This is a genomic window from Flavobacterium sp. XS2P24 (genome assembly GCF_030010285.1).
In the GTDB taxonomy this organism is placed as follows: Bacteria; Bacteroidota; Bacteroidia; order Flavobacteriales; family Flavobacteriaceae; genus Flavobacterium; species Flavobacterium algoritolerans.
Window position 1 is genome coordinate 162,951 of the sequence record NZ_JASCRU010000004.1, and the last position, 17,384, is coordinate 180,334.

General features: G+C 30.1%; 16 protein-coding genes. All 16 read right to left on the reverse strand.

All coding sequences use genetic code 11. The features are described 5' to 3' along the window. Window positions 1-8: 8 nt before the first annotated feature. Window positions 9-593 carry an acetyltransferase gene (locus tag QLS31_RS05175; protein ID WP_282742994.1) on the reverse strand — a complete coding sequence of 195 codons (585 nt, stop codon included), beginning with the start codon at window positions 591-593 and terminating at the stop codon, window positions 9-11. Beyond that, the gene (locus tag QLS31_RS05180) at window positions 593-1,675 is read right to left on the reverse strand and encodes a glycosyltransferase family 1 protein (RefSeq protein ID WP_282742995.1); all 1,083 of its coding nucleotides are present in this window, start codon (window positions 1,673-1,675) and stop codon (window positions 593-595) included. The genes QLS31_RS05175 and QLS31_RS05180 overlap by 1 nt, the downstream gene beginning before the upstream one ends. Window positions 1,676-1,681: 6 nt before the next feature. After that, entirely contained in the window at window positions 1,682-2,767 is a 1,086-nt protein-coding gene (locus tag QLS31_RS05185; RefSeq protein ID WP_282742996.1) for a glycosyltransferase family 4 protein, read from the reverse strand. 95 nt (window positions 2,768-2,862) lie between these two features. Next, on the reverse strand, window positions 2,863-3,930 hold the full coding sequence (locus tag QLS31_RS05190; RefSeq protein WP_282742997.1) for an EpsG family protein: 1,068 nt from the start codon (window positions 3,928-3,930) through the stop codon (window positions 2,863-2,865). Window positions 3,931-4,021: 91 nt separating this feature from the next. Further along, window positions 4,022-5,026 (reverse strand): glycosyltransferase family 2 protein, encoded by a 1,005-nt coding sequence (locus tag QLS31_RS05195; protein WP_282742998.1) that lies wholly within the window; start codon window positions 5,024-5,026, stop codon window positions 4,022-4,024. Further along, window positions 5,023-6,117: a glycoside hydrolase family 99-like domain-containing protein gene (locus QLS31_RS05200; RefSeq protein WP_282742999.1), complete on the reverse strand. Its 1,095-nt coding sequence runs from the start codon at window positions 6,115-6,117 to the stop codon at window positions 5,023-5,025. The genes QLS31_RS05195 and QLS31_RS05200 overlap by 4 nt, the downstream gene beginning before the upstream one ends. Beyond that, window positions 6,117-6,737 carry a DapH/DapD/GlmU-related protein gene (locus tag QLS31_RS05205; protein WP_282743000.1) on the reverse strand — a complete coding sequence of 207 codons (621 nt, stop codon included), beginning with the start codon at window positions 6,735-6,737 and terminating at the stop codon, window positions 6,117-6,119. The genes QLS31_RS05200 and QLS31_RS05205 overlap by 1 nt, the downstream gene beginning before the upstream one ends. 19 nt (window positions 6,738-6,756) lie before the next feature. Continuing rightward, window positions 6,757-8,061, reverse strand: coding sequence for a glycosyltransferase (locus QLS31_RS05210; RefSeq protein ID WP_282743001.1), 1,305 nt, complete (start codon window positions 8,059-8,061; stop codon window positions 6,757-6,759). Further along, on the reverse strand, window positions 8,042-9,397 hold the full coding sequence (locus tag QLS31_RS05215; RefSeq protein ID WP_282743002.1) for a lipopolysaccharide biosynthesis protein: 1,356 nt from the start codon (window positions 9,395-9,397) through the stop codon (window positions 8,042-8,044). Before QLS31_RS05215 ends, QLS31_RS05210 begins: the two co-directional genes overlap by 20 nt. Window position 9,398: 1 nt before the next feature. Beyond that, window positions 9,399-10,535, reverse strand: coding sequence for a dTDP-4-amino-4,6-dideoxygalactose transaminase (gene rffA / locus QLS31_RS05220; RefSeq protein ID WP_282743003.1), 1,137 nt, complete (start codon window positions 10,533-10,535; stop codon window positions 9,399-9,401). Between the two features lie 32 nt (window positions 10,536-10,567). After that, on the reverse strand, window positions 10,568-11,197 hold the full coding sequence (locus QLS31_RS05225) for an acetyltransferase (protein WP_282743004.1): 630 nt from the start codon (window positions 11,195-11,197) through the stop codon (window positions 10,568-10,570). Further along, window positions 11,197-11,832, reverse strand: a complete 636-nt coding sequence (locus QLS31_RS05230; RefSeq protein ID WP_282743005.1) for an HAD family hydrolase — start codon at window positions 11,830-11,832, stop codon at window positions 11,197-11,199. The genes QLS31_RS05225 and QLS31_RS05230 overlap by 1 nt, the downstream gene beginning before the upstream one ends. Before the next feature lie 7 nt (window positions 11,833-11,839). Next, window positions 11,840-12,814: an ATP-grasp domain-containing protein gene (locus QLS31_RS05235; protein WP_282743006.1), complete on the reverse strand. Its 975-nt coding sequence runs from the start codon at window positions 12,812-12,814 to the stop codon at window positions 11,840-11,842. After that, window positions 12,796-13,632: an NAD(P)-dependent oxidoreductase gene (locus QLS31_RS05240; RefSeq protein ID WP_282743007.1), complete on the reverse strand. Its 837-nt coding sequence runs from the start codon at window positions 13,630-13,632 to the stop codon at window positions 12,796-12,798. Before QLS31_RS05240 ends, QLS31_RS05235 begins: the two co-directional genes overlap by 19 nt. Before the next feature lie 59 nt (window positions 13,633-13,691). Then, window positions 13,692-14,753 carry a Wzz/FepE/Etk N-terminal domain-containing protein gene (locus QLS31_RS05245; protein ID WP_282743008.1) on the reverse strand — a complete coding sequence of 354 codons (1,062 nt, stop codon included), beginning with the start codon at window positions 14,751-14,753 and terminating at the stop codon, window positions 13,692-13,694. A gap of 138 nt (window positions 14,754-14,891) precedes the next feature. Then, complete coding sequence (locus QLS31_RS05250; RefSeq protein ID WP_282743009.1) at window positions 14,892-17,318, reverse strand: SLBB domain-containing protein; 2,427 nt, start codon at window positions 17,316-17,318, stop codon at window positions 14,892-14,894. Window positions 17,319-17,384: the final 66 nt, after the last annotated feature.

Below are 17,384 nucleotides of genomic sequence, written 5' to 3' on the forward strand. Positions count from 1 at the left end.
CACGATATTTATATTTTTTTCCATTTTTGGGTTTCAAAATTATACTTTTTTATAGGTTTTGCTGGAGTTCCCACTGCAATTACATAATCAGGCAAATTTTTTGAAACTACTGAATTTGCTCCAACAATAGTTCCTTTACCTATTGTAACTCCTGGCAAAACAGAAACAAATTCACCCAGCCATACATTGTCTTTGATAACAACTGGCTTAGAAAACAATGCTCTTTCTGCTGGTATTGAATCTGGATTACTATCATTTGTGTTTCCCAAATAACTGCCGTGTGAACAATCAGAAATATAAATTTTACTTGCCATAAGCACGTTGTTTCCTATAACAACACTTTCCATTGCTGTAATATGAACATAGTCATTCATTTGCACATTTTCTCCAATAAATAAAACTTTACGTTTATCTTTTGGATACGCTTCAATTCTACATCCAAAACCGGTTGTAAAACCTCGTCCAATTTTGATATAGTTTTTATTTCTAATATCAAAAGGTAATCTAATCAATCTGGCTTGTCTAAAAAACAATTTAGTATAAACTACTGATATTAGCAATTTTGAAAAACCAAAAATTCCATACTTTCCCATTATCCTAAATCTTTATAAAATTCTTTTGTATCATCATATGTTTTCTGCCAACTAAAAGATTTAGCTTTTTCAAATCCCATCTCTATAGATTCTCTAACAAAAGTTTCGCTTGAAGAAATTTCTTTTATTTTTTCAGCAATCAATACCGCACTTGCATCCTTTAATGCTAAATAAGAATTCCCTATAACTTCAGGTATTGATGATGTGTTTACAGCAATTACCGGGCATCCTGCTTTTTGAGCTTCTACTACCGGTATTCCAAAACCTTCATATAATGATGGATACAACAAGACTTTTGCATTATTATAAAAAAAATTCAAATTTGCCGTTGTAACACCGGTAATACATTTAAAACCTATATTTCCCAATTTCAGCTTTAAATAAGATTCTTCTTCAATATCTAAAACTCCTCCTCCAATCATAACAAGTGGAATTCTAGCTATTGAACAAGCTTCAACAGCAACATTAAAATTCTTATGCGGCGATTTTCTATCTCCTACATAAATCGCATAGCTTCCCTCTTCAAACGGAGATATAAAATCAAGTTTAGAATTTAAATCAAGAGGCTTAAAAGACTCATCTACACCATTATATATTACACGGATTTTGCTTTTATCAAAATTTGGAAGAAATTTCAGCAAATCATTTTTAGTACTATTCGAAATACAAATAACTCCTTTTGAGCCATTTATTGCATTGTATTTTTGCCAGGAATGTACTTTTTGTTTAATACCTTTTCTAAAATACTCGTAAGTAAAATCATGAACCGTAGTTACGTTTGTAGCATTTTTAGATTTATCAAGTCGATAATGAGAAGAATGAAATAAGTGTTTTTCATTCATTTGGCTCTCAATATCTAAATACCTTTTTAATGCTAAAAAGCGTGAATTACATTCTTTGATTATAGTGGTGTCAATATCTAATTCTTTTCGAAAAAGATTATCCGAAGCATTGTCAAATTCAATAATAGAAGATTCAAAATCACTATCTAAAAGCAATCTTTGAAGATGCTGCTGCCAAACTACAGATGCCCCTCCTGATTTTTGAAGCGAAAAAATAATATTATCAAGCAGTACTTTCATTCTTTGTTAGTTTACTAATTCTTCAAACAATGAAATCCATTGTTTCATTATTACTTCTTCTGAAAACCTTGATGAATTTACCTTTGCTTTTTTTCCAAATTCTTTTCGCATCGAATCATTTTCAATTAACATCGATGTTTTCTTAATGAATCCAGAGCTGTCTTCCATCTTTATTAAGAAACCATCTTCACCATCAGTTATAATTTCATTGGGCCCACATTTACAATCTAACGAAACAATAGGTAATCCAAAATTTTGAGCTTCCAATAAAACCATCGGCAGACCTTCAAATCTGGATGTCATTAAATATAAAGAGCTATTTATATAATAATCATTTATTGCATTAGTTGATGAAACAAGATTGATTACATTCTCTAAATTCATCATTCTTATTTTATTCTTTAATTCTTTAGAATCACCGGTCCCTACAATTGTCAAACTCCAATCTAGGTGAATTTTAGATATTTCACTCCATAATTCGATTAATAGTTCCAGATTTTTTTGAAATGATAAACGACCTATTGCAAGAATTTTTTTATTTTCTAATGAGGAAACAATCTTATTATCACTATTTGTGACTGAATTGTATATAACTGAAATATTTTTATTATCCTTCCAACTTTGTTTATCTTTTTTCGTTAAAACAACGAAACGATCATATTTGGGAACTAACTTATCGTTAAAATTTGTCATATAAACATCGAGTAATCTCGTAATGCCTTTACGATTCGCTAATAGTCGAAACTCTCTGCTAAAATGAATTTCAAGAACTTTTTTAGATCCGTCTTTTATCTTATAAAGAAAATTTACATCGTTAGTAAACATTGAAATAACGATATCTGCTTTTAAATTGAATAGTATTTCTTTTAATTTATTTTTATGTTTTAAATATTTTCCAAATGACTTACAAATTCTCTTAATTGGATTAGAAATAACCGTTTCAGAATAATTGATGTCTAAATCTATACATTTAACACTTGGATTTATATCATAAAAATGAGGTCTTCCTCTTTGGCCCGTTGTTATGATGTAAATCTCATAATTTGGTAAACTAGATAAATAATTAACCTTATTAGAAAGTACACGTTCCATTCCTCCGGAATTACAAGTACTATGTATACAATATATAATTTTCACTTTACTACTTTTATATCAACTACTAGTTAATAATTATTTTATTGATTTTTTTATAAAATATTAATCATTTGATAAGGAACAATTTCATTAATTCCTTTAATTAAAAAATATTCAAAAAACAGAAGTCCTATGAAAATAGAAATACTTGCGACTCCCAAATTAAACCATGATTTTTTATAATTTTTACATATTTCTACCATCATTAAGACATACAAAAAATCAAAACTGTCAACAAATCGATATAATATTACTAAATGGATAGCCATCATTTTTATGACTATAAGAAATAATGCACAGTTTCCGTAAAATTTTTGTAAAAACTCATCCTGAAAAATTTTCTCTTTAAAAAAAACTACAATTAAAGGAGGTAAAATCTGCAATAAAAAACCTAGTCCTGTCCCTAGTTCCTGTGAAGCTGAAAACTCATCCATATCTGCATAAACAGCATATTTTGAAGCTTCTACAAGAGGAAAAGTTAATAATTTACCGGCAATAATTGGAGAAAAAAACCAAAAGAAGATAAATATACAAATGCTTAAAATTCGAGGTATTTTAATTCGTATAAGTAATAAAATTAAAACACTAAAAATACAAGAGAAATGAAATAACGTCCCTAAAGAAATTAAGAGTAAAAACTTAAATGTTGCTTTTTTATCATTTTCAAGCAGAATAGAAGTCGCATATAACGAAATTGACACCGCAATAACCTGCCTAACAGCATTATAAGAATCCGAATATAGCATCAGGAAAGAAAAAAAAACACCTAATACTAATACCTCTTTATTAAAGCTTTTATATACAAAAGCAATAAAAATAAAAGATGATATTGCTAGTACCCAATTTAAGCCGCCATCAAAAATAGAAACCATATAGTTTATTAACCAAAAAAAAGGCTCTGTTTCTATTTCTTTACCATCAATAATATTATTATATATATTCTCGTAGCTAAAATAATCAGTTCCTATTCCATATCTAACCGAAGCAGGAATAATAAGAACAAGCATAGAACACATTGTAAAAAAATTTCCAATGGATTTATTTTCCATTATTACACCCAAATAGGCAAATAATACAGAAAACAACAATAATGCGTTATATAATATTATTGAACTAAACATACGTAATTATTAAATAATATTATAAGAAAGCATTTCAGATTCTTTTCTGATTTTTTTAAATAAATAAATATCAATTTATAGTTTGCTTAAATTATTTTAAATATTTCAATATCAAAAAACAGATTTTTTTTACGAAACCTTTAAGCTTTGAAGAAGATTCCGGTATATCCTGTATTTTAAACAATTTTGCATTTGACGAAATTCTTTTATCATTAATCAAATTATAAAAATCAAGGAATTTCCCTTTTAAAGATTTATTATAAACTAATGCATTTAAGCATAAAACAAATGTTATTTCAAATAAACTTTTACTTAACCTTTTAGATTGTTCAACATTAAGTAAATTGTAATTAATCAAAAGTTCTTTTACCTTTTCATCCATCAAGAAATATTTTTGTGCAAAATCTTTTTTGTAAGATGTCATTGTACTGCCATCTCTTATCATGTAGTGATAAAAGACTTTTGTTTCAAAATAAAAAGATGGATTTGATGCTAAAAATATTAAATTGAAAAGTTTGTCTTCATATAAAAAAACTCGTTCGCTTTCAAATCTAAGTTTCAATCTTTCAATTGATTCTCTTTTGAATATTTTATCGCACGGTGAATTTGGCGAAAAAAACTGTATAGTTGGATTTAGTGCTTCGTTAATAAGAAATTTTTGTGTAATAACGTCAGAAGGAGGCATTTTTGGTATTCCCTTGGTGCCATCTGGAAAATCAAAAACTAAATTACAGCATATTACATCATACTTTTCATAATCGCTTTTTTCATACAGAGCCTGATACATATCAGTTTCTATCCAATCATCACAATCCACAAAAGCAATATATTCACCCTTAGCTAAATCTATTCCTTTATTTCTTGTTAGGCCTTGCCCGATGTTTTTAACATTTCTAAGAATTGTTAAACGAGAGTCTATTTTTGCAAAATTCTGCAAAATTTCAAACGAACTGTCTGCTGAACAATCATCAATACAAATTATCTCAATATCTCGAAGTGTTTGATTAAGAACACTATCTAAACATCTCTTTAAATAATTCTCCGCATTAAAAACTGGTATAATAACCGACATTTTCATTAATTCTCTTTTGGTCATTTAACAACTTGTCTTTTAAAGGCTTCAAGATATTTTTTCCCCCATTTCAAATCAGGCTCCATATAGTTACCTTCAGCCCATTCATTCCAGGATTTGATAAAAATTATTTTATTTTCATCATCTTTATCACGAACTAATTCTAATGCTTCTTTCACATGTTTTTCAAACAATTCCGGAGTAGATTCTGTCATCACCAATCCTTCACGCCCACTTCTTGGAGTATGATCCCAACCTGGAATAATACTAGGAAATACATTTGGCAGTACATCTTCTTCTTTAACTAAAAAAAATTTAGACATTATTTTATATGGAATAGCATAAGCTGCGGCATTTCCAATAAAAATTCTTTTTATTCGGCTAATCGCTTTTTCAATAAATGACCTATGGTTAATAATATAATTATTAAGTCGTGTTGTATTCACTGCATCTACACCTGTAACTATAACATCATTTAAGCTATTTCTAAGATCATTGTGATGCCCTACAAAATATATACCCGGTAAACCATTTTCAACCGCAAGCTTTTTCCATGTTTCCATAAAAACCTTGATTTCTTCTATCGCTAGAGGTTTATAAATCATAAATAAGGGTTGCTCATTTACGGTAATATACCTTTTATCTTTAAATGCCGGAAGAACTGCATAAAAATGATCTGTATAGTCTTCAACTCCGGGATATAGCTGTTCTATTAATATATTTCTATTCTTCAATCCATGATCAAAACCTTTCCATGTTTCGTTTGCCCAGGCTAAACAAAAAGGAAAATCAGGATCCCCAGAAGAGAGTACTTCATTAAATGGCCTTTCTATTAATCTTTTTCCGTTACCAAACCAATAATGCCAATAACAGAAACCTTCTACACCATATTCCTTTGCCATATCAGCCTGAGCTTTTCGAGTCTCTGGCACTCGCAAATCATAATATCCCAGATCTGCAGGTATTCTCGGTTGGTAATGACCCTTAAAAAATGATTTTGCTTTTCCAACATTTGTCCATTCCGTAAACCCCTTCCCCCACCATTGATCATTTTCAGGTATTGGATGATATTGAGGTAAATAAAACGCTATTACCCTTGCTTTTTTTTCTTCCATCAACTAATTTCTCTTATTATTCTGGCAGGATTACCTCCTACTATACTATTTTTAGGTATTGATTTCGTTACTACTGCATTTGCACCAACTATGCTGTTTTCTCCAATTGTTACGCCAGACAAAACAACAACACCCTCCCCTAACCAAACATTATCTTCAATTATTACCGGCCCTTTGCTGAATAATTTTCTCTGTGATGGTGGAAAAAGGATATCTTCTTTCGTAGCTTGTCCATGTGAATGATCTGTTATAAAAACCTTACTTGCTAATAGCACATTGTTTCCTAAAACAACACGACTTATAGCTCCAATATGACAATCTTTCTGAATTGAAACATTATTTCCTATTATAATTTCCGGAGAAAATTTTTCTCCCAGAAATTCATCAATTGCATCTAATCTTAATCTCTGATCACAATCAAAATTAACCCCAATGGTGATATATTGTGAACCCCTTAAATATATCGGATACCTAACACTTACATTAACTGCTTTTCTGAAATTTTTTTTAATCCATAAAGAATATAATAAATTAAATTTATCCATAAATTTTAAAGAGCTCGAAAGAGAGAAAAAAAAGGAAACACAATTTATAAATATGTTTAATATTTTTTGTTTCATTAAAAAACTGATTACTTAATTAGTTACTTTTAATTTTATTATAAGAAGTTAAAATTCCATTTCGAAATCCTTTATACGAGGATCTTTCCAGCGATTGAATTCTACAAATTTCAGAAATTTGCTGAAGTTCAGTATCTGACTTAGTAATTATTTGAATTATTCCGTTACAAAAATCTTTACTGTCTTTATATTTTGCCAAATATCCGGTATTGTCATTTATAATATCGCAAGCTGTTCCTATATTAAATGCAACTGCAGGTGTACCACACATAAGAGCTTGATTAAGCATCATTGGTCCGGCATCTTGTATACTAGGACTGAGAAAAACATCAGCCAAGGCATAATGTTCAGCTAATTGATCAAATGTAAGATGGCCTGTGTATTTTACTTCAAATTTATCTAAGCCTTCAACTTTATCTCCACTTCCGGCAACTAACAAAACTATATTTTTAATTAAATCCGGCCTTAATTCCGAAAGCAATTTCAAAGAGTCTAATAAATATTGAAACCCTTTGCGTGGGTCGTTAACACCTAATGCTCCAAAAAATAAAACTATCTTATTAGAATAATTAAACTTTTGTTTTAATAATAATTTATCTCTTTGCTTAAATACATCTTCATCGACAATAGGATAAATTTTTTCCATATTTTTGAACAATCCTGATTTTTTTGCATGATTTATTTGCCATGAATTACCTAAAAAAACACAATTTAAATTACTTAATATTTCTTTTTTAAATAAAAAATTCTTTCTTGTAGTATCATTTTCATTATTTGAAGAGATCCCCGGGCATTTACCACATGAATTTTTCAATCTATCACAGTCCCAGAAATAACTACATCCTCCTGTCATTGGAAACATATCAGCAGCAATTAACAATAAAGGCTTTTTAGTTTTTTTATATATTTCCTGTAACGTTTTTGAAGTTAACAATCCTTGCCAAAAAAAAATTAAAATAAAATCATATTCCTTGTCTATTTTACTTACGATCCTTTTAGGATTTACCGGAGGCTTTTCTTCATTAATTCCAAAAAAATAATAAGGGAGCGTTTTTTTTTCTACGGACTTTATTATTTTCTTTTTAAAACTTTTAAATTTACTTTCTAAAATATTAAAATAACTATGAATTAATTTTTCATAATTACTATAGGCAGAATATATATTAAAAAACTCTTTTTTTACTGGATATTTTGACAAAATATCAACGCAATAATAATCTTCAAGAGACTTAGTAACGTCCCAAATCATTTGTGAAGAATTATCATTAGATAAAAAACTGGTTATAATTAGAATATTTGGTTTTTTATTTATTCCAGATTCCATATGCTTTTTTATTAAATAAGGTACTCAATTGAAGTGGTCCGATCCATGAAATTAATGCCGCCAAAATGATTTGCGACAAAACAACTCCATTTAAACCCCATCTCATACAAAAAAAAATAGTTAACGGAATATTTAATATTCCAACTGTTACTGAAGCAATTATTTGTAATCTAATTTTTCCAAATCCGTATATTAAAGTAGAATGTAATGAATTCCACATATTAAAAATTTGCCAGATACCCATGTATATGGTTAACTGAAGCGGTACAGTTACGCTTTTTCCAAACCATATTTTATAAGCAAATGGTGAACAAAAAACGAGTACAATAGTTCCAAAAAAGAACAGAGTAAATACTTTGTATAATTTTTTTGTTTCCAATCGCATCCATGTCAAATCATTTAGCACTCTGGCTTCTATAAATGCGCTCCAAAAAGGAGCTAAAATGATACTAAAAAACATTCCTATAATTGAAACATATTTAAATGCCAGATTATAAATTGTAACATCCAGAGGACTTAATGATTTTGTTATTATGATATTATTTGTTTCATAATATATGATTGAAATAATCTGTAAAATAAAAAAATTCAATCCTAAGCTTAACAAACCTTTAGCATACTTAAACCTAACATATTTTAATTTTGGCGAATATTTATTTAGCGAAGTTGAAAATAAATAGAGAGAAAAAACAAACAGAACTGAGGTATTTACAAGCCCTATCAATAAGCTAAGATTTATAATTGAACCTGTGCTTAATTTAGATAATACAAATATTCCGACTAAAATTAAGAATTGACTAATTACGTTTATCAGAGATGTTATTACCGGCCTTTGAAGGGCTGATAAAATAGTATTGATCAATCCAAAAATAAACTGAAATGCAAAGGTTGAAAGAACAATTAGTAAGATATAAAAAAAATTCTCATTATTGATTCCCTTAACATTTAAGAATTTAGGCCAATCAACAAATCTGGAAAGTATAACTGATAAAAGCCAAATGCCAAAAATGATTAATATTAAAATTGAATAAGTTGTACTTACATAAATTCTCGCTAGTTTTATTTTACCATGAGTGACAGCTTCAACAAATTTATTTTTAAGTCCATTTCCAAATCCAATATCAAAAAAACTTAACCATCCAATGATAGAAGATATAGTGATCCATACTCCATATTGATAAGGTGAGATATAATTTATAGTTATTGGTACAATTAAAAGGCTAAGAAAAATACTTATTCCTTTTAATATTATAGAACCTATAACATTAGCCTGAATATTTTTTGATCGGTCTTCATTTTTAAAATAACGTAATAAAGATTCAATTTTTAAACTCACTTTATTTAAAATTATTCTTTATGCATTGTACAATAGCATCCAAATTATTTTGCTCTAATTCAAAATAAAGTGGTAAACGAACTAAGCAATCTGTAAAATGATCTGAATTTAAAAGTTCTCTTTTATCATGTTTATCTTTATAGAATTCACTAGAATGCAAAGACAGGTAATGAAACACTGCATGAAAACCTTCTTCTTTAAGACTTTGTATTAACTTTTCACGTACGCTTCCATCAAAACATTTCAAATAAAACATATGCCCATTGTTTGTAGCAAACTCCGGCACAATTGGCAATTTAAAAGCATCTATTTCCAATTTACTAATCTCTGAAAAATAGTAAGACCAGAGCATGACTCTTTTTTGTTGTATAGAGTCTAAATTTTCAATTTGAGCCCAAAGAAAAGCCGCTATAATTTCAGAAGGCAAAAATGATGATCCAGTATCTACCCATCCATATTTGTTTACTTCTCCTCTAAAAAATTCAGCTCTATTTGTTCCTTTCTCCCAAATTATTTCTGCTCTATGTATAAATCTTTCATCATTAATAGTTAACATTCCTCCTTCACCAGATATAATGTTTTTTGTTTCATGAAAGGAGAAAGCTGCCAGATTCCCAATAGATCCCAATGCACGTTTAACACCATCTTTTCCAATATAAAAACTATCTATTGCTTGTGCGGCATCTTCAATAACCAGTAGGTTATATTTACTGGCAAGTTCCATAATCTTGTCCATATCACAAGAAGCACCTGCATAATGAACAGGCACGATTGCTCTTGTTTTATCAGTTATCAATGCTTCAATTTTATCAGCATCAATATTTGGATTATCGCTATAGGAATCTGCGAAGACAATTTTTGCCCCCTGACGAATAAATGCAATCGCAGTAGAAACAAATGTAAAACTTGGCACAATTACTTCATCTCCTTCTTTAATCTCAGCTAAAATAGCAGCCATCTCTAGTGCATCTGTACAAGATGTTGTCAATAAACATTTTTTAAAACCATATTTAGATTCAAAAAAAGATTGACATTTTTGAGTATACTTACCATTTCCGGAAATTTTTCCAGAATTTACAGCATCATAAATATAGTGTGTTTCTTTACCTGTTAGATAAGGCTTATTAAATGGTATCATTCTCTTAATACTGTATAAATTAAATAATAATTTTATCTTATAAATTTCATTGGATTACCAACATATAACCCCGATTTCTCAATACTTTTTATTACAACTGTCCCTCCGCCAATTTGTGTTTTTGCGATAATTTTTATATTATCAATAATTGTAGAATTAATTCCTAAAACACATTGTTCTTCAACATCTATAAAACCTGCTAAAGCGACTCTTGGAGAAAGAAAACAATGGTTTTGTATTCTTGTATCATGTGCTACTGTACATCCTATATTAATTATTATATTATTTTCTATGACAACATTTGCATCAATACTGCATCTGGGATAAATGACACAACCAACACCAATTTTTGAGCTTTTATCTAACCAGGAAGATGAATGTATAATTTTTCCAAATGGAATTTTTCCATCAAATCTTTCATACATTTTTTTTCTGATTTCCAAATGTTTATATCCTATGCCAATAATTAATTCATCAAAACTCTTAAGCAAAAATTCTTTTTCAATACAATCAGAATTACCGGCTATTAAAAATCCATTTACTGTTTTACTAGTTGAAAAGTCATCAAAAAAGATTACTTTATCATAATGATTGTCAGAAATGGCATAATAAGCTATTTGCTGGCCTAAGTCTCCACTTCCAATTATCGCAAGTGATTTCATTAAATATACTTTAAAATCTCATTAAGACTGCTGATTTTATAACTTGATTTTTTATAAAAATCATCACGATCTATTAATAAACTCTTGATACCTAATTGGCTTGCCGGCTCAATATCTAATTTCATCGAATCTCCAATATACAAGATCTCACTGGCATCATAACCAATTGTATCTAAAGCCTTCTGATAAAATCCAATTTTAGGCTTCGCAATTCCTAATTCTTCAGAAACAAGAATATCTTTAAAAACAGGGCCGAAAAATTGATTTAATTTATCTTTTAAGGTGCCATTAAAATTTGAAATTACTCCGATTGGTATTTCAATTTCCGTCAAAACTTTGGAGTCTTCAAATTTTTCCCAAGGCAAATAAGTACAGCTTTCAAAAATGGCTGACAATAATTCCTCTGTTGGAATAATACCTAATAAACGGAGAAGTTCGGCATTAAAATAATTATAAAATTCAACATCTGTTCTATCTGGGAAATGAATAATTTCTGACAATAATTTATGTTTATATTTTATTTCATCAAGCGAAATTATATAACCAAAGGTATTTAAAGCCTCATTAATTTTCTGAAATAAAATTGGTTTCCCTAAAATAGTTCCAGAAACATCAAAGAAAATATATTTAATCATTATCTATTTAATATAAAACGTGTTGTGAAAATTTATTATTAAGATTGTTTTCATCCTCAGCTTCAGGATAAACAACATCCAGCAAAATGCGAGTCGCAATTCCTTTAATTGGTTTTGCTTCATCTGGTTTTATATCAAATAAATATTCCTGAACAGCATATTTAACATCTTGAAAACCTAAGTTATGTCGTATTGAATTTGTACCTGAAATTCTGCAATTCACTTCAAATGGAATTATTTCTCCAGTTATTGTAACTATAGACTGCAAATTGAAACTTCCCTTTAAGCCTCCTAAGTCTATCATTTTTTGAATTATTATCCTCAAATCATTGTCATAATCGAATATAACTTTAGATTTAGAAGTAGTACCATTAGATAATTCCCTTTCCATAGTAAAAATAGAATGAAGAAAATTTTCTTTTGTTACATATACTGCAGTAGTAATTTCTTTCCCTTTTACCAAAGGTTGAATCATATACCCTTCTGGTAATTCTGAGGGATTTAAAGGATTAATCAAAATTCCTCTTGATCCTCTTCCTTCCCTTGGTTTTGCAATAATTTCCTTTTCAGAAAAATCATAGTCTTTTGGTAACCAAGACTTTGCAAATGGTATGTTATGTTTGCTATGATGTAAAAAGGTTTCGTACTTGTCTAAGTATATTTTTGCAATTTGATAGTCACTGACTGCAACATTAGTTTTTAAAGCGCATTTGCTCAAAGCTAAATAATAAACTTCATAATCCGTCGAAGGTATAATTAAATCGATTTTTTCTTCTTCAACAATATTTTGAATAACTTTAATATAATTATCCTCATAAGAATAAGGAACTTGAAAAGTTTTATCACATAGGAAATTTCCCGAGGTAAAAATTGCAACATCAACTCCTACAATTATTACTTCCGGAAAACAATCTCTAATATTTCTTAGAATACCTTGTCCAACATTTCCACCAATCCCGGTAACTAATATTTTTTTTTCCATTCAATATATTTTTTTAATCTATCTTCTATTTCTTCTTGAGATTCCCAATTTAAAAGATTTCTAGTATAATTATTATTGTAACAAAAAGATTTAGAATTATCTTCATTAACAAATTTAATCTTTCCTTTTGTATAGTTTAATATAATGTGTGCAATTTCTAAATTTGAATACTGTTTCTTAGAAACACCCAAAAGTATTTTGCCGTATAAGTTTTCTTTATTTTGTATAATTAAATCAATATATTGAACAACATCATCAACATGAACATAGTTTTGAAGTCTATCCCCTTTTCCCCATACTTCAATTATCCCGCTATTTAAAGCTTGATTTACATAATTAGGAATTAAAGTATTCTCTTTCATTCCTATTCCGTACATTGAAGATAATCGAAGGATTACTGTTTTTTTGTTAATTGAAACTATTTTTTCACCCCATAATTTAGACAGTGAATAATTTGACTGAGGATTAATATTTGAAGTTTCTGTTATAGAGTCAAAATTGAAATCATATACAGATGTTGTAGATATGTAAATTATAAAAGCATTTTTGAATTTATAAATTATTCTTTCTGTCAATGAAACATTTACATTAAATAAATTCTCATTTGAAAGAGTAGTAGTTCCAGATTCAACAGCCGCATGACAAATAATAACTAAATCAAAATCTTGCTCAAATTTATCTAAATCGTTAGAGTTAAAGACTTGAATTTCACCTATGGTTTCCCCTTGGGTTCCTAATCCAAATACTTCATGCTTATCTAAGCTTTCTATTAGATTTATACCTAAAAAACCTTTAATACCAGTAATTAGAATTTTCAACTGTAAGTTATTAAAATATAAAAAATAATTAAGAGCAGTAATATCAAAAAAATATATTATTACAGTTGTTTTAATATCTTTCTTCCAACCATAAAAGACACAATCAAAAAACCCGCTAAAAACCCGCCTAGTATAATACCTTTTGCCTTACCAAACTTTTCTTTCTTCAAAGGCAAAATAGGTTGATCAATAACTTGAATTAATGGCGTTTCTTTACGCAAAGTAACTTTGGCTAGTTCAGTTTGTTTAACTAACTCGGTTAGTATCGCAGTATTGGCCTGAACATCCACCTGTCTGCGTGCAGAAGGAGCACGGCGCACATTCATGGCAGGATTCAATCCAAAAGTATTATCATTAGCAACAGCAACACCGGTAATGGCACCATTGAGTGCCCCACGAATAGAATCGGTTTGACGTTCCAAGATATCCATATTCTCACGTGCTTTTTTACTCTTTGTCATGACATAAAAATCGGATACTTCTTTTACCAAAGATTCAGTAAAATATTTAGAGAACAATTCATTAGTTGAAGACACATCAATTGTAATGATTGCTATTTTTTTATCTTTTTGTCCCACTACCAATCCGCTTTGAGACAAATTTTGATACATAACCCCTAAAATACTGTCATGCACTCGGGTAAAATACTTTCTCTTAGTATCGGGTAAAAACTGAATAGCCTTAAATTTTGGTGTATCGTTCCATTGGTCTCTCCATCCATTATTCTGAATAAACATCTCCGCCAAGGATATAGACTTTCCGTCAACAATGACGGGACTCAACAAAGTCTGTTCTACCATTGCACGCGACTTGAACAACTCCGTCAAATTAGAGCCGGTAAAAATGCTACCGCCGCCACCGCCAAGATCTAAGCCAAGCGAACTGGCCAATCCGAGGGCACTCCCCAAACCACCGCCACCTTTTTCGTCTTCCAAAGCAAAAGACAAACTGGCCGTGTACACTGGTTTTTTACTAAAAGAATAGGCAAGACCCAATCCAGCGCCTATAATACCCGCCAAAACAATAACCTTCCATTGCGAAAGCAAATATGAAAACCATTCCTTTCCTTTTTCAATAAGTTCTTTTAACGATATTTCGTCTTTAGCATGTTTTTCGTTCATATATTTTTGTTATTCGATGGTCGATTTCCTTTGGGCATTTTTCGATGTTCGTTATCACTTTTCGATGGGCGATAGATAGAGTACACTGGACAAAAACTCCTTCTTATTGAACATTCACTGAACACTGATTACTGCTTATTATCTCAATATCGCTATAATCACCCCTGCCAAACTCGCTAAAACTCCAGCAATACTAACAAATTCACCCGTGCTCATCTTCTTTGTTTCTGGTTTTTCAGGCACTATAATTTGCGAACCTGGCTTCACTTTAGGATAGGACCTAATAAACAGGAATGAATGTGCTACAGCCGCTTTTCCGTTAGGATAAATAATATAGGATTTTCTCTTCCATCCCTTGTTATCAACACCACCTACCGCACCCAAGTAATAGCCGAATCCTTTTCCTCTTGTATAGGGAATTTCAGAGGTTAACAATACATTTCCTGTAACTTTTACTCCCTCATTAAAAGCCGCTACTTCAATTTCATCTCCAGGAAATAAAGTGACATTGGTATTACTTTTTGTATTTTTAAGAATGGACTTCCAATCGACTGGTATGGTAGCAAATTTTAAATCCTCTTTTAATTTTTTGCTCAATTTTTTTTGAACACTATCTTGCTTACCCAAGTTCAGATTTACATTTTCCAAATCTTCAATTTGCTTGGCTTGTATTGGACGCTTAATTTTGACTCCCTCTATATTCGCCAAAGAAGTCAAACCTCCAGCTCGCTGAACTATATCATACACTTTATCTTTCTTGTTTACTAAAACATATTTACCCGCATAATTTACAGCTCCACTAATGGTAACCGATTCCGGTTTTTCATACACAGCCATTTTACGGATATTCACAACATCAAAAGGTTGCAATTCAAAATTTTTCAACTGCTCATTATTATTTGCCGTAATTTCAATATTAAACAATAGTGCTTTACTTGGATTAGCATCATCAATTTCTTCTGACATAATCATTCGAGCTACCTCAACTCTTTTGGAAGCGGAACCAGTCAAACCACCAGCTTGTACCAATAAATCATTTAGTGTCAAATTCTCATAATAATCATAAACACCTGGATTTTTTATTTCACCGTCAATTGTTATTTTATATTCCTCTACAAAATCTAAAATAGAATATACCGTTACTATGTCTTCCTTTTTTAAAGGAACATCTGCAGCAAGGTCACCCGCTAAGGCTTTAGTCAAATTCACATTAACTATTTCTGTTGTCAAATCGGATTGTAATCGAATGATTCTTGCTCTATTGCTGTAAGCATCTTCTTTCAATCCATCAGCCTTAGTAATCAAATCAGAAATACGCATACCCTCATAAAAGGAATAGGTATCAGGTCTAAAAACGGCTCCCTCAATTTTAATACGGTTTTCAAATCGATTTAAAATTTTAGACACTCTAAAAACATCCCCAGAAAGTGGTTTATAAGTACTAAATTCTAAACCATTAATGTCTATTACTTTAAATTCTTTATCAGTTTTTTGCAATACATTTACTGAGGCAGTATAAGCAAATTCATTAAAACCAGAGGCAAAGGATAATAAATCAGAAAATGTTTCCCCCTTTTTCATCTCAAAAATACCAGGACGTTTTACCTGTCCTTCAACAGTAACGCGTTGATTGTATGCTGGAATTCTAATAACATCATTATCCTTTAAACCCACATTATCAGATTGGTTTCCATTTACAAGGAAACGATAAATATCAATGTTTTTGTATACTTTATTATCCCTTAACAATTCTATATTTCTATAACTCCCATTTTTACCAGGACCACCGCCTAAAAACAACGCATTGTAAACAGTTGCCAAAGAAGATATAGAATAATTACCCGGTTGCCTGCTGCCTATTATAGTCACTCTAATTGTCCTAATGCGGCTCAAACTTACACCAACTTGAGATTGTCCTGAAGCAACTGTACTGTACACTTTAGCTATGGCTCCTTTTATTTTCTGTGTAGCGGCTTCTATAGTCATTCCGGATACTGGAATTTGACCAACATATTGAATATTTACTTTACCTTCCATGGTGACAGGTACACTGGCATTAAACTCCTGTATGCCATATACACTGATCTGTAATTCATCTCCAGGACCTAAAACATAGTTCACTGGTGTGGCTAATTTTAAATTGGGCTCAAAATTTAATGTAGGATTATCAAAAAGTTCGGACCCAAAAATTAAGGCGTTAATAGTATCTTTTACTTTAGTATTGACTATTTTTTCCTGTTTTCTGGTGAGCTCATTTGTTTCAATTTTGCCATTTAAACCTTCTTTTTTATCAAGACTTGACAAGCTTGCATCTCCCTGTAAACGTAATTTCAACTTAGCAAATTCGCTTGCAGTCATTCCTTTTGCCAAAGCCATAGGTTCTGCTTGCTCAAGTGTCATATTATTTGTTAAGAGCTGTGCTTTTATTTTTGCAATATCACTATCCGACAAATAATCTACTTTCAAGGTACTCAAGTCTGTACTTTTAAGTAAATCTTGTGCCATCAATGTTGAGGATTGAAAAAGAGCTACAAGAAATACAATAACAGTAATTATTTTTTTCATATCTAATCTAAAGTTTACGATTTATCATACATTATATTTAAAATAACACAACAGCAAACGTTATCA

Coding starts and splice junctions, on each gene's coding strand:
- QLS31_RS05175 (WP_282742994.1), bottom strand. CDS start 593: ATGGGAAAGTATGGAATTTTTGGTTTTTCAAAATTGCTAATATCAGTA.
- QLS31_RS05180 (WP_282742995.1), bottom strand. CDS start 1,675: ATGAAAGTACTGCTTGATAATATTATTTTTTCGCTTCAAAAATCAGGA.
- QLS31_RS05185 (WP_282742996.1), bottom strand. CDS start 2,767: ATGGAACGTGTACTTTCTAATAAGGTTAATTATTTATCTAGTTTACCA.
- QLS31_RS05190 (WP_282742997.1), bottom strand. CDS start 3,930: ATGTTTAGTTCAATAATATTATATAACGCATTATTGTTGTTTTCTGTA.
- QLS31_RS05195 (WP_282742998.1), bottom strand. CDS start 5,026: ATGACCAAAAGAGAATTAATGAAAATGTCGGTTATTATACCAGTTTTT.
- QLS31_RS05200 (WP_282742999.1), bottom strand. CDS start 6,117: ATGGAAGAAAAAAAAGCAAGGGTAATAGCGTTTTATTTACCTCAATAT.
- QLS31_RS05205 (WP_282743000.1), bottom strand. CDS start 6,737: ATGAAACAAAAAATATTAAACATATTTATAAATTGTGTTTCCTTTTTT.
- QLS31_RS05210 (WP_282743001.1), bottom strand. CDS start 8,061: ATGGAATCTGGAATAAATAAAAAACCAAATATTCTAATTATAACCAGT.
- rffA (WP_282743003.1), bottom strand. CDS start 10,535: ATGATACCATTTAATAAGCCTTATCTAACAGGTAAAGAAACACACTAT.
- QLS31_RS05225 (WP_282743004.1), bottom strand. CDS start 11,197: ATGAAATCACTTGCGATAATTGGAAGTGGAGACTTAGGCCAGCAAATA.
- QLS31_RS05230 (WP_282743005.1), bottom strand. CDS start 11,832: ATGATTAAATATATTTTCTTTGATGTTTCTGGAACTATTTTAGGGAAA.
- QLS31_RS05235 (WP_282743006.1), bottom strand. CDS start 12,814: ATGGAAAAAAAAATATTAGTTACCGGGATTGGTGGAAATGTTGGACAA.
- QLS31_RS05245 (WP_282743008.1), bottom strand. CDS start 14,753: ATGAACGAAAAACATGCTAAAGACGAAATATCGTTAAAAGAACTTATT.
- QLS31_RS05250 (WP_282743009.1), bottom strand. CDS start 17,318: ATGAAAAAAATAATTACTGTTATTGTATTTCTTGTAGCTCTTTTTCAA.